Annotated in this window: 11 protein-coding genes; 2 read left to right on the forward strand and 9 right to left on the reverse strand. The window is 64.8% G+C overall.

What is annotated here, in order from left to right:
* Positions 1-3: 3 nt before the first annotated feature.
* Together EJ069_RS21815 and EJ069_RS21820 are read left to right on the forward strand one after the other, a co-directional pair.
* Positions 4-1,278 carry an FGGY-family carbohydrate kinase gene (locus EJ069_RS21815; protein WP_126063065.1) on the forward strand — a complete coding sequence of 425 codons (1,275 nt, stop codon included), beginning with the start codon at positions 4-6 and terminating at the stop codon, positions 1,276-1,278.
* Positions 1,275-2,126, forward strand: coding sequence for a TIGR01459 family HAD-type hydrolase (locus EJ069_RS21820; RefSeq protein ID WP_126063066.1), 852 nt, complete (start codon positions 1,275-1,277; stop codon positions 2,124-2,126). The genes EJ069_RS21815 and EJ069_RS21820 overlap by 4 nt, the downstream gene beginning before the upstream one ends.
* Here EJ069_RS21820 and ugpC read toward each other — a convergent pair whose 3' ends face one another.
* The 9 genes from ugpC to araG form a co-directional block, all read right to left on the reverse strand.
* Entirely contained in the window at positions 2,127-3,194 is a 1,068-nt protein-coding gene (gene ugpC / locus EJ069_RS21825; protein WP_126063067.1) for a sn-glycerol-3-phosphate ABC transporter ATP-binding protein UgpC, read from the reverse strand.
* 3 nt (positions 3,195-3,197) lie between these two features.
* Positions 3,198-4,046, reverse strand: coding sequence for a carbohydrate ABC transporter permease (locus EJ069_RS21830; protein ID WP_126063068.1), 849 nt, complete (start codon positions 4,044-4,046; stop codon positions 3,198-3,200).
* Entirely contained in the window at positions 4,046-4,969 is a 924-nt protein-coding gene (locus EJ069_RS21835; RefSeq protein ID WP_126063069.1) for a sugar ABC transporter permease, read from the reverse strand. The genes EJ069_RS21830 and EJ069_RS21835 overlap by 1 nt, the downstream gene beginning before the upstream one ends.
* Positions 4,970-5,245: 276 nt before the next feature.
* The gene (locus EJ069_RS21840; protein ID WP_126063070.1) at positions 5,246-6,523 is read right to left on the reverse strand and encodes a sugar ABC transporter substrate-binding protein; all 1,278 of its coding nucleotides are present in this window, start codon (positions 6,521-6,523) and stop codon (positions 5,246-5,248) included.
* Positions 6,524-6,550: 27 nt separating this feature from the next.
* Positions 6,551-7,753 (reverse strand): PLP-dependent transferase, encoded by a 1,203-nt coding sequence (locus EJ069_RS21845; RefSeq protein ID WP_126063071.1) that lies wholly within the window; start codon positions 7,751-7,753, stop codon positions 6,551-6,553.
* A complete protein-coding gene (locus EJ069_RS21850; RefSeq protein WP_126063072.1) occupies positions 7,750-8,481 on the reverse strand; it encodes a FadR/GntR family transcriptional regulator in 732 nt (243 codons plus the stop codon). Before EJ069_RS21850 ends, EJ069_RS21845 begins: the two co-directional genes overlap by 4 nt.
* A gap of 177 nt (positions 8,482-8,658) precedes the next feature.
* Positions 8,659-9,423, reverse strand: coding sequence for an SDR family oxidoreductase (locus tag EJ069_RS21855; protein ID WP_126063073.1), 765 nt, complete (start codon positions 9,421-9,423; stop codon positions 8,659-8,661).
* A complete protein-coding gene (gene araH, locus EJ069_RS21860; RefSeq protein ID WP_126063074.1) occupies positions 9,420-10,370 on the reverse strand; it encodes an L-arabinose ABC transporter permease AraH in 951 nt (316 codons plus the stop codon). The genes EJ069_RS21855 and araH overlap by 4 nt, the downstream gene beginning before the upstream one ends.
* Before the next feature lie 9 nt (positions 10,371-10,379).
* Entirely contained in the window at positions 10,380-11,891 is a 1,512-nt protein-coding gene (araG, locus tag EJ069_RS21865) for an L-arabinose ABC transporter ATP-binding protein AraG (protein ID WP_126063075.1), read from the reverse strand.
* Between the last annotated feature and the right edge of the window lies 1 nt (position 11,892).

Below are 11,892 nucleotides of genomic sequence, written 5' to 3' on the forward strand. Positions count from 1 at the left end.
TGAATGGTGCCGCTCGCAGTAGGCATCGACATCGGCACGTCCGGGTCGCGTGCCGTTGCGATGCGTCCGGACTTCTCCATCGCCGCGAGCGCCGCCGCGCCGCTCGATCGCTTCGGCGCGAACGGCCGCGATCCTGCCGTCTGGTGGGCCGCGGTCGAGGCGACGCTACGGGAACTCTTCTCACAAATCGACCGCGGAGCGGTGCGGACAATCGCCGTGGACGGCACGTCCGGCACCTTGCTGCCGATCGACAGCGCCGGCCGGCCGCTGGCCGAGCCGCTGATGTACAACGACAAGGTTCCCGATGCGGCCATCCTCGCCGCGATCGGCGGCGCGGCGCCGGAAGCAAGCGCCGCGCATGGGGCGACATCCGGTCTCGCCAAGACGCTCTGGTTCCAGCGCCTGCCAGACATCCATGCCGTGCTGCACCAGGCCGACTGGATCGCCGGACAATTGTCCGGCCGCTTCGACGTCAGCGACGAGAACAACGGCCTGAAGACCGGCTACGACGCCGAGGCGCGCCGCTGGCCGGGATGGATCGCGGCGACCGGCATGCGCATGGAGCTTCTGCCTGCCGTTGTCAGGCCGGGCAGCGTAACCGGCAGGCTTACGGCAGCCGCCGCCGGCCTGTTTGGCCTGCCGCGCGACGTCGCCGTCGTTGCCGGCACCACGGATGGCTGTGCCTCGTTCCTGGCAACGGGCGCGGTGGCCGCCGGCGACGGCGTGACCGCGCTCGGATCGTCGCTGACCATCAAGATCCTGTCCGACCGGCCGATCTTTGCACCGCGCTATGGCATCTATAGCCACCGGCTCGGCGACGCCTGGCTGGCGGGCGGCGCATCGAACACCGGTGGCAAGGTGCTCGCGCAGCATTTTTCGCTTGCCCGCATCATCGAGCTCAGCGCGGCGATCGATCCCGCGACGGAGACCGGCCTCGATTATTATCCGCTCGGCTCGCCCGGCGAGCGCTTTCCCATTGCCGATCCGGCGCTGCAGCCGCGGCTCCTGCCCCGGCCGCGATCCGACGCCGACTATCTGAAGGCGATGCTGGAAGGGATCGCGGCCGTCGAGGCGCTCGGCTACCGGAGGCTTGCCGAACTCGGCGCACCCCGGCTGACATCGGTGCGCAGCGTCGGCGGCGGCGCCGCCAATGCCGCCTGGACCGCGATCCGGCAACGAAAGCTCGGCGTCGAATTCCGGGCCGCTCTGTCCGACGAGGCAGCCGCGGGCACGGCACGGCTGGCGCTCAAGGGCGCAAGCGAAGCGGGGCTGCTGTGATCGAGAAACATGCCGAGCATCTCGACGGGATCGCAGCGCTCGCGGAGCGCTACGACGTGTTCCTGCTCGACCAGTTCGGCGTGCTGCATGACGGGCAGCGGCCTTACCCTGGCGCGGTCGAAGCCCTGTCGGCGCTAAAGCGGGCCGGCAAAACGGTGGCGCTGATCTCGAACTCCGGCAAGCGGGCGGAGCCCAATGAGAGGCGGCTGCTTAAGCTTGGTTTCGAGGCGGGAAGCTGGGACCATTTCGTCTCATCCGGCGAGGTGGCCTGGCGCATTTTCACGGACATGGCGCGCGAAGGCACGCTTCCGGCCGGCACAAGATGCCTGCTGATCAGCCGCGACAGCGACCGCTCGGCGATCGAGGGCCTGCCGCTTGTTTTGACCGAGCGCGGCGACGACGCCGAACTGGTGCTGATCGCGGCCAGCGAAGGCGACCGCTACGACCTCGATCACTACTGCGGGCTTCTCGGCCCGGCAGCGGCGCGGCAGGTGCCGTGCTTCTGCACCAACCCGGATCGGATCATGCTGACCGCGGTCGGACCGCGCTTCGGCGCCGGCGAAATCGCCGACCTTTACGAACGTCTCGGCGGCAGCGTCACCCGTATCGGCAAGCCCTTCCCGGCGATCTACGAAGCGGCGCTGGCGCTGGCAGGAAATCCAGCGCGCGGCGACGTGGTCTGTGTCGGCGACAGTGTCGAGCACGATATCGCCGGCGGACAAGCCGCCGGCGTGGCGACCGCGCTGGTTCTATCCGGGATATTGGCCGACAGCGGCGACCTTGCCGGACTTTTCGACGAGTTGGACGCGCATCCGGATTACATGCTGGACGCGTTCCGGTGGCGCTGACTATTCGATCCTGCTGCCGCTCGCCGGGTCGAAGAGATGCAGCGCCGCGGGATCGGCGGCCAGCCGAATCGTGTCGCCGGGCCTGACATCGCTGCGGCCCATGACGAACACGCAGATCTGCTGGTTGGCCAGCCTGACATAGAACTGTGTCGACAGGCCGAGCGGCTCGACTACTTCGACCTCGGCTTTGAGCGCACCATCGTCGACCAGCTTGATGTGCTCCGGCCGCAGACCGATGGTGAGAGCGTCGCCGTCCTTAAGCGGCAGACCATCCGGCAGCCGAAGCTTCTGGCCGTCGGCGAGCACGGCATCGACCTTGCCGCCCTTGGCAACCTTAGCCGGCAAGAAATTCATGCCGGGCGAGCCGATGAAGCCGGCGACGAAGGTGTTGGCCGGCCGGTCGTAAAGCTCGAGCGGGCGGCCAACCTGCTGGACATAACCGTCATGCATGACGACGATGCGGTCGGCCATGGTCATCGCCTCGACCTGGTCGTGCGTGACATAGACGGACGTGGTCTTGAGCTGCTGGTGCAGCGCCTTGATCTCGGCGCGCATGTGGACGCGCAGCTTGGCGTCGAGGTTCGACAGCGGTTCGTCGAACAGGAAGACTTTCGGGTCGCGCACGATGGCGCGACCCATGGCGACGCGCTGGCGCTGGCCGCCGGACAATTGGCGCGGCAGGCGGCCGAGATAGGCGTCGAGGCCGAGCCGCTTGGCGGCGGCGCCGACGCGGCTGTCGATCGTCGTCTTCTCGGCCTTCTTCAGCATCAGGCTGAAGCCCATGTTGGAGGAGACGTCCATATGCGGGTAGAGCGCGTAGGACTGGAACACCATGGCGATGTCGCGGTCCTTGGGCGCGACATCGTTGACCAGCCGCTCGCCGATATGGATCTCGCCGCCGGTGACCTCCTCGAGGCCGGCGATCATGCGCAAAAGCGTGGACTTGCCGCAGCCGGACGGGCCGACCAGCACGACGAACTCGCCATCGGCGATCTCGAGGTCGACGCCGTGCAGGATGCGCAGCGAGCCGTAATCCTTCTCGACATGTTGCAGCGTTACGGATGCCATCTTTTATCCTTTGACCGCGCCGGCGGTGAGGCCGGTGACGAGATAGCGTTGCAGGAAGGCGAAGAAGACGCAGACCGGGATCAGCGCCAGGATGGAGGCCGCCATCATCTGCCCCCAGTCGACGGCGAACTTGCCGATGAAGGTGAGCAGACCGACGGCGAAGGTCTTCTGCTCGTCGCTGGAGATCAGCATCAGCGCGAACAGCAATTCGCTCCAGGCGGCGGTGAAGACGAAGCCGAGCGTGGCGCCCATGCCGGGCAAGGTCAGCGGCACGATCACCCGGCGCATCGCCTGGGCGCGGGTGCAGCCGTCGATCATCGCCGCTTCCTCGAGGTCCTTCGGGATGCCGTCGAAGAAGGACTGCATCAAGAAGGTGGCGAAGGCCGTGTTGAAGGCCGTGTAGATGATGATCAGGCCGATCAGGCTGTTGGTGAGTCCGAGATCGCCCATGATGCGGTAGATCGGCGGGATGACCATGACCAGCGGGAAGGTCTGGGTGAGCAGCAACAGGATCGCCAAAGTCGCCTTGCCGCGGAAGGTGAAGCGCGACATGGCGTAGCCGGCCAGCGTGGCGATCACCGTGACGAACGCCGCCGTCGACACCGAGACGATGACGCTGTTCAGGAAATAGCGCGGGAAGTCGGAGGCCTCGAGCACGGTGGCGAAGTTCTTGAGCGTGGTCTCAGACGGCCAGAAGGTGATGCCTTCGGAATAGAGCAGGCGCTCGGGCGTCACCGAGATCTTCAGCGTCCAGAAGATGGGGAACAGCGCGAAGATCACGTAAGCCGCGATGGCCGCGTAGAGGCCGATGCCGCCGAAGATGCGCGAGGAGGTGGAGCGACCGGCGATCATCAGACGTGCCTCACCAGCGTGCGGCGGATGGCGATCAGGCCGATGGCGTAGGCGATGAGCAGCACAAGGAGCAGCACCGCGACGGCCGAGGCATAGCCCTTGTCCAGCGACTTGAAGGCGCTGACGTAGATGTAGACCGGCACCGTGCTGGTGGAGCCCGCCGGCCCGCCCTCGGTCATGACGAAGATCAAATCGGCGAAGGTGGCGATCCAGATGGTGCGCAGCATGACAGTGATGACGATGGTGGGCGCCAGGAAGGGCAGCGTCACCTTGGTGAAGCGCTGCCAGGGCGAGGCACCGTCGATGGCCGCGGCCTCATGCAGTTCGGACGGGATCGACTTCAGCGCGGCGAGCAGCGTGATGGCAAAGAAGGGGATGCCGAACCAGATGTTGGCGACGATCGGCCCCCACATGGCGGTGGCGGGGTCGGAGAGCACGTTGGTCGGCTCGGCCTTGAGGCCGAGCGCGAACAGCCAGTGCGGCAGCGGCCCGATGATCGGGTTGAACAGCCACGCCCAGGTGAGGCCCGAGAGAAAAGACGGCACCGCCCAGGGCAGGAAGACGACAGCTTGCACGACCTTGCGGCCGTAGAAGGGCTTGTCGAGCAGCAGCGCCAGGCCCAGCCCAAGGAAGAACTGGAAGAACAGGCTGGCGACGGTCCACCACAGCGTGTTGATCAGCGCCTGGCCGAGCACCTGGTCGGAGAGCATCGCCTGGTACTGGGCAAGGCCGACATATTGCGACTTGAAGGCCGAGAATTTGCGGAAGGAATAGCTGATGCCGATGATCAACGGCACCAACAGCACCAGGACCAGCAGGACAATAGAAGGCGAAAGATAGAGCCATGGCTCGATCGCAGCCTTGCTCAGCCGCCTGTTGCGCGGCCGGGCGGCGGATCGGATTTCGGACACTGCGTAGGTCATGCGTTTTTGGCTCTACGGGGTGATAGGTGGATGCTGGCGTATGCGACAGCGCCCTTCTCCCCGTTCTACGGGGAGAAGATGCCGGCAGGCAGATGAGGGGCGGCGCCAGCTTTTCAGAACTCAGCGCTGCCCCTCATCCGTCACTTCGTGACACCTTCTCCCCGTAGAACGGGGAGAAGGAAAAGAGGCGCGAACCTAGAAATGCTGGCGCTGCCCCTCATCCGGCCCTATCGGGCCACCTTCTCCCCGTTGAACGGGGAGAAGGCGAAGACAGCGTCACTTCTTGTTCTTGGCCAGCCAGTCCTGTTGCTCCTTGGTCAGGAACGCGGCCCATTCATCCGCTACCTGCTTGGCCGGCTTCTGGCCGAGCAGCACTTCCTGGAAGTTCTTGATCGCCACCTGGTCGACGAAGTTGCCGAGGTTTTCCAGATGCGTCGGCGGGGTCACCATTTCATATTTGGAGCTATCGCTGAGTTCGGTGAACCAGCCCTTGAACTGCTCGGTCTTGAAGTGGGCGTCCTGGTCGGCGCCATTGTGGATCGGCACGACGCCGACTTCCTTGGCCCATTCCAGATTGTCCTTCGGCGACAAAAGCGTCGCCATCAGCTTCCAGGCCTCGTCCTTGTGCTGGGAGTTGGCGAACATCGCCCAACCGGCATAACCCAGCGTCGGGTAGGATTTGCCGCTCGGGCCGACCGGCAACGGCGCCACCGCGAAGTCGTCGGCGCTCATCTTGTCGGCGATGCCGAGCAGCGCGTCGGGATCCTGGTTGAGCATGGCGCAGGTGCCGGAATAGAAACCGGTGACCGTCTCGTTGAAGCCCCAGCTCACGGCATCCTTCGGTGCCAGGCCGTTCTTGTACATGTCGGCCAGCATCTGCAGGCCTTTCACCGAACCTTCATCGTTGATGGTCGAGACGCCGTCGTCGGTGAAATAGCCGCCCTTGCCGTCGGCGATGTTCATGAACATGTGCATGCCGTTGAAGGCGCCAGGGCCGCCGCGCAGGCAGTAGCCATATTTGCCGGGAATGGCGGAGATCTTCTTGGAGAAGTCGACGAACTCGTCCAGCGTTGCCGGCGGCCGATCGAGGCCGGCTTCCTTGAACAGCTTCTTGTTCCAGAACAGCGCGTTCACATAATAGCCGTAGGGGATCATGAACTGGGTGTTGTTGACGGTCGAGCCGAACTGCTTGGCGCGGTCGCCGAGCGTCTTGGCGTCGGGCCATTTGGCCATGTAGGGGCCAAGATCCTCGAGCTGGCCGTTATTGGCGTAGAGCCCCATCCAGCGTTCCGGCATCTCGACAACGTCGGGCGTGTCACCGGCCTGCACCATGGTGAGGAATTTTTCGAAGGCCTGGCCCCAGGGCAGCGAGACCACCTCCACCTTGATCCCCGGATTGGCGCTCTCGAACTCGGCGATCTGCTTCTTCAGGAATTCGGTGCGCGGCGGGCTGGTGATGACCTCGACCAGCTTGATGGTGGTGTCGGCCAGCGCGCCGCTGGCGGAAATCGCCAGGCCGGCGACGGCGGCAAGCATGAAGGTCAGTCTTTTCATGTTCAGGACTCCCATTTTGAACACTCGTTATTTTTTTGACTTGTCGAAGGCCTGGGTGATGTCAGCCCAGAGATCCTCGACATTTTCCAATCCGACATTGAAGCGGATGGTTCGGGGGCTGACGCCGAAGCGCGCCATCGAATTGATGCCCGGCGTCTGCTCGAGCGAGGCCTTTGCCGGCACGACCAGGCTTTCATGACCGCCCCAGCTGACGCCGATGCGGAAGAGCTTCAGCGCATCGACGTAGGCCGGGATGTCGACATCCTCCGTGACCTCGAAGGAGAACAGCCCGGCATAGCCGGCTAATGTCTTCTTGCCGGGATGGTTGGAATAGGCCGGATGGTTGACCCGCTCGACCTTGCCATGCGCCTTCAGCCGCTCGGCAAGGGTGAGCCCGCTCTTCATGTGGTGCGGCAGGCGCAGCGGCAGCGTGCGCAGCCCGCGCAGCAAGAGCCAGCCTTCGAAGGGCGACAGCTTGCCGCCAAGCTGCGAATAGGTCTGCTCGTTGATGTGCTTAATGTGGGCGGCCGAGCCCGCCACCACGCCGGCCACCGTGTCGCTGTGGCCGCTCAGATATTTCGAGGCCGAATGCAGCACGAGGTCGACGCCATGAGAGATCGGCTTCTGGAAGACGGGCGTCGCCCAGGAATTGTCTATCGTTGTGACAATGCCCTGCTCCTTCGCCAGCCGCGTCAGATGCTCGAGATCCTGCAGCTCGAACATCATCGAGGTCGGGCTTTCCAGATAGAGCAGCTTGGCGCCGGGAAGCGCGGCCGCAACCGCGTCGGGATCCGAGCCGTCGACATAGTCGACCTTGATATGGAGGCGCGGAAACAGGCGCTCGAACAGCCGGTAGGCGTCGCCATAGCAGTTGCGCACGGCGACCATGCGCTCGCCGGCGCCGACGAAGGCGAGCACGGTGGCGCTGATGGCCGCCATGCCGCTGGAGAAACCGCGCGCGGCTTCGGCGCCTTCGAGCGCCGCCACGCGCGCCTCGAACTCCATCACCGTCGGGTTGTCGCCGCGCGAATAGATCGGCTGTTTCCTCCGGCCTGCAAAGGTATCGGCCATGTCTGCGTAACTGGCGAAGGTGAAGAGCGAGGTCTGGTAGATCGGCGGAACCACGGCGCCGCCGGGGAACGGATCGTCATGCGCAAGCAGCGTCGCCGCCTCGCCGAGATAGTCGCTGGCCAGGGAGGCCGGGTCGAAAGTGTTGGGCTGCTCGTTCATCTGCGGTCCGAAAGTTTGAGGTTGGCGGCGCCGCGCTTCAGATCGTCCTCGACGGTGGCGATGAGCTTCAGCGCCTCGGCGCGGGCGCCTTCGGGGTCGCGCGCGGCGATGCGCTCGAAAATGGTCCGGTGATAGGGAAAGCTGGCATGGCCGAAATCGCGCACGCCGAGTGGATGTTCCCAGAAGCGGTGGAACATCTCGTACATGGCGGCGATGATCTGCTCGAACAGCGGATTGCCGGAGGCACGGAAGACCGCCTGGTGGAACTCCCAGTCCTCGTCCGAGGACATGCCGGCGCGGGTCTGGAAGGCCTCCTCCATGAGGTCGAGCTTGCGCTCGATCTCGGCGAGTTCGGCCTTGCCGGCACGAATGGCGCAAAGGGCGGCCGCCTCCGCCTCCAGCGCGCGGCGGATCTCCAGCGTCGCCATCAGGCCGGCGAAATCATTGCCGCCGGCGAGCGTCAGCGGCATGTGCAGCATGTCGGGCGAGACGGCGGCCTTGAGATAGGTGCCCGAGCCCTGCCGCCGTTCGACGAGGCCCAGCCCTTCCCAGCGCGTCAGCGCCTCGCGTACCGTGTTGCGGCTCACCTTGAGGCGTTCGGCGAGGATGCGCTCGGTCGGCAGTTTTTCACCCGGGCCAAGAGCCTCCTGCCGCACGAACCCCGCCAACGCTTTCAGCACCGCGTCATCGCGGGCCGTCGTCTGGATCGGGGGCAAAAGATCGGTCAAGCAGGCTGCGCCTAAAGTGGTTCAATGGTCCAACCAATTTCTGCACAGACCGGAAGGCGAGTCAACGGTCGAAATGAGCGAGAGCCGCTTGCACCGAGCGCAAGTGCTTGCCGGCCTGCCGACAGGGATTTTGCGAAGACATCATTTGCCATTTTATCCTCCGATCTATGGCTTGTGTCAGGGGTGGTGAAGCACGCTCAGGCCGCCATCCGCGACGAGGCAGGCGGCGTTGATGAAGGGGCATTCGTCGGAGACGAGGAAAACCGTCGCCATGGCGATTTCTTCGGGCATCGCGATGCGCCCGCCTGGATGCAGCGCCAGCGTCTTGGCGCGCGCGGCCTCCGGATCGTCAAAACTGTTCCAGTAGTCGATGACCTTCTGCGTGGCGACATAACCGGGCGCCAGCGCGTTCACGCGAATATTGTTGCCGGCATATTCGATCGCCAGCGATTTGGTCAGGCCGAGCAGCGCATGCTTGGCGACGGGATAGGGAAAGGTGTGCGGAATGATGGTGAAGGCGTGGGTGGAGGCGATGTTGAGGATCACACCGCCACCCTGCCCGATCATCCCCGGCAGCGCCGACTTGGCGCAGTGCCAAGCGCCCTTCACATTGACGTCGAGATTGCGCGTCCAGTCGTGCTCGGTGGCCTCGAGCGGCGTCGAGAAGACATTGACTCCGGCATTGTTGATGACGGCGTTGACCGGACCGATGGCCTTCGTCGCCGCTGCCATTGCGGCCTCGATTGCCTTGGCGTCGGCGATGTCGGCAGCGACATGCGCGACCTTGCCCAGACGGCCGGCGCTTTCGGCAAGCAGCTCCGCGTCGCGGTCGACCAGGAACAGCTCGGCCTTCTCGCGCAGGCAGGCCTCGGCGATGGCATAGCCGATGCCTTGCGCGGCGCCGGTGAGGAAGATGCGTTTTCCGGAGAGCCGTCCCATCAGCGCCGCCCCAATGCGGAGGAGCGCAGATTGTCGAGCAGCACGGCCAGGAGCAGGATCACGCCCCTGACGATATATTGGTAGAAGGCCGGGATGTTGAGCAGGTTCATGGCGTTCTCGGCGATGCCCATGATCAGCACGCCGACGATGACGCCCGACATCGTCGCCCTGCCGCCGGCCAGCGAGACGCCGCCGAGCACGCAGGCCGAGATGACCGAAAGCTCCAGGCCCACCGCGGCGTTGGGCTGGCCGGAGGTGATGCGCGAGGCAAGCAGGATGCCGGCGATGCCGCAGACCACGCCCTGCAGCGTGAAGATCCAGATGCGCGTCCGATCGACATCGACGCCGGCAAGGCGCGAGGCTTCCGGATTGCCGCCGATGGCCAGCGTGTTCTTGCCGAAGACCGTGCTGTTGAGCACGAAGCCGAAAATGGCGAAGAGCACTGCCAGCACCCAGATCGGCGTCGGGATGCCGAGCAGTTTCGACAGGGCAAGCTGGTAGAAATCCGGGCTGTTGATGCCGACGGCGCGGCCATCCGACGAGATCAGGGCGAAGCCGCGCACGATCTGCATGGTGGCCAGAGTGGTGATCAGGGCGTTGATGCGGAACTTAGCGATAACGACGCCGTTGATCCAGCCGACGACGGCGCCGCAGGCGATCGCTGCGAGCAGGCCGAGCAGGATCGAGCCGGTTGCGTTCGAGGCCATCACCGCGACCATGCCGGCAAAGGCGACGATGGAGCCGACCGACAGGTCGAAGTCGCGCGCCGCGAGACAGAACATCATCGTGCAGGCGACGATGCCGACGGTGACCACGGACTGCAGCAGGCCCAGCATGTTGCGGTCGGTGAGGAAGTTCGGCACGAGCAGCGACACCAGCGCGAAAGCGACGATGAAGATGACGACGAGGCCTTGTTCGCCGAGCAGGATCTTCTTCAATCGATCGGTCATTACAAATCCTCAGGATGCGATCGCGTCGGGGGTTTTCTTGTCGGGGAGCGCGGCCGCCAGGATCGCCCTTTCGGCGAACTGGCCGCGCGCGAGCTCGGCGCTGATGCGCCCGCCGCACATCACCAGGATGCGATCGCAGATGCCCATCACCTCCGGCAGCTCGGAGGAGACGACGATGATCGCCATGCCGTCCTCGGCGAGCTGGTAGAGCAGCTCGTAGATTTCCGACTTGGCGCCGACATCGATGCCGCGCGTCGGCTCGTCGACGATCAAAACGCGTATGTCCTGCTCGGACAGCCAGCGGCCGAGGATGACCTTCTGCTGGTTGCCGCCGGAGAGGTTGACGATGTCCTGCTTGCGCGTCGGCGTGCGCACCTTGAGCTTCTTGATGAAGGTTTCGGCGGTCTCGATCTCGCTGGCGCGGCTCAGCACGCCGAAGCGCGTGTTATGGCGCCTGGACGAGATGTTGATGTTCTCCTCGATCGAGCGGCCCTGGATGATGCCGTCATGCTTGCGGTCTTCCGAGCAGAGCACGATGCCGCCCCGGATTGCATCATGCGGGCTGGCAGCGGCAATTGTCTTGCCGTCGACCGTGATCGTGCCGCCCGAGCGCGGGTCGGCGCCGAAGACCAGCCGCATAAGTTCCGAGCGTCCTGCGCCGATCAGGCCGAAGAAACCGACGATCTCGCCGGTGCGGGCTTCGAAGCTTGCCGGCGTGCGCAGCCGGGCGCCGCTCAAGCCATCGACCTTGAGGCGAACCTCGCCGGCCTTGCGCGGGCGAAAACCCCAGATGTCGGAGATCTCGCGGCCGACCATCTCGGCCACGACCTGGTCGCGCGTCACATTTTTGAGCGAAGCGTGATGCGCGGCGAGCTTGCCGTCGCGCAGCACCGTCAAGCTGTCGCAGAGCCGGAACACTTCGTCGAGGCGGTGCGAGACATAGATGATGACCTTGCCCTCGCCGCGCAGCCGGTCGATCAGCTTAAACAGGATCTCGCTTTCGCGCGAGGACAGCGACGAGGTCGGCTCGTCGAGCGCAATCACGCGGGCGTCAAGCATCACCGCCTTGGCGATCTCGATCATCTGGCGTTCGCCGATCGACAGTGTCTTGACCTTGCGGCGCATGTCGATGTCGATGCCGGCCGATTTCAGCTTGGTGCCGACATCGTCGAGCATGCGGCGGCGGGCGATCACGCCTCCGCTCGCCGGAAACCGGCCGAGGCTGAGATTCTCGGCGACGGTCAGCTCGGGCACCAGCTGCAGTTCCTGGTGGATGACGATCACGCCATTGTCGAAGGCGTTTCTGGTCGAAGCATAGGCCTGGACCTTACCGTCGATGCGTACCTCCCCGGCATCGGCATGCTGGTCGCCGGACAGGATCTTGATAAGGGTCGATTTGCCGGCGCCGTTCTCGCCCATCAGCCCGTGCACGGCGCCCTTTTCCACGCCGAACGACACATCCGACAAGGCTCTGACGCCAGGATAGGTCTTGGTGATGTTGGAGAATTCGAGAAAGGACACG

Source organism: Mesorhizobium sp. M2A.F.Ca.ET.043.05.1.1, assembly GCF_003952445.1.
GTDB lineage: Bacteria > Pseudomonadota > Alphaproteobacteria > Rhizobiales > Rhizobiaceae > Mesorhizobium.

Coding starts and splice junctions, on each gene's coding strand:
- EJ069_RS21830 (WP_126063068.1), bottom strand. CDS start 4,046: ATGATCGCCGGTCGCTCCACCTCCTCGCGCATCTTCGGCGGCATCGGC.
- EJ069_RS21835 (WP_126063069.1), bottom strand. CDS start 4,969: ATGACCTACGCAGTGTCCGAAATCCGATCCGCCGCCCGGCCGCGCAAC.
- ugpC (WP_126063067.1), bottom strand. CDS start 3,194: ATGGCATCCGTAACGCTGCAACATGTCGAGAAGGATTACGGCTCGCTG.
- araH (WP_126063074.1), bottom strand. CDS start 10,370: ATGACCGATCGATTGAAGAAGATCCTGCTCGGCGAACAAGGCCTCGTC.
- EJ069_RS21815 (WP_126063065.1), top strand. CDS start 4: ATGGTGCCGCTCGCAGTAGGCATCGACATCGGCACGTCCGGGTCGCGT.
- EJ069_RS21840 (WP_126063070.1), bottom strand. CDS start 6,523: ATGAAAAGACTGACCTTCATGCTTGCCGCCGTCGCCGGCCTGGCGATT.
- EJ069_RS21845 (WP_126063071.1), bottom strand. CDS start 7,753: ATGAACGAGCAGCCCAACACTTTCGACCCGGCCTCCCTGGCCAGCGAC.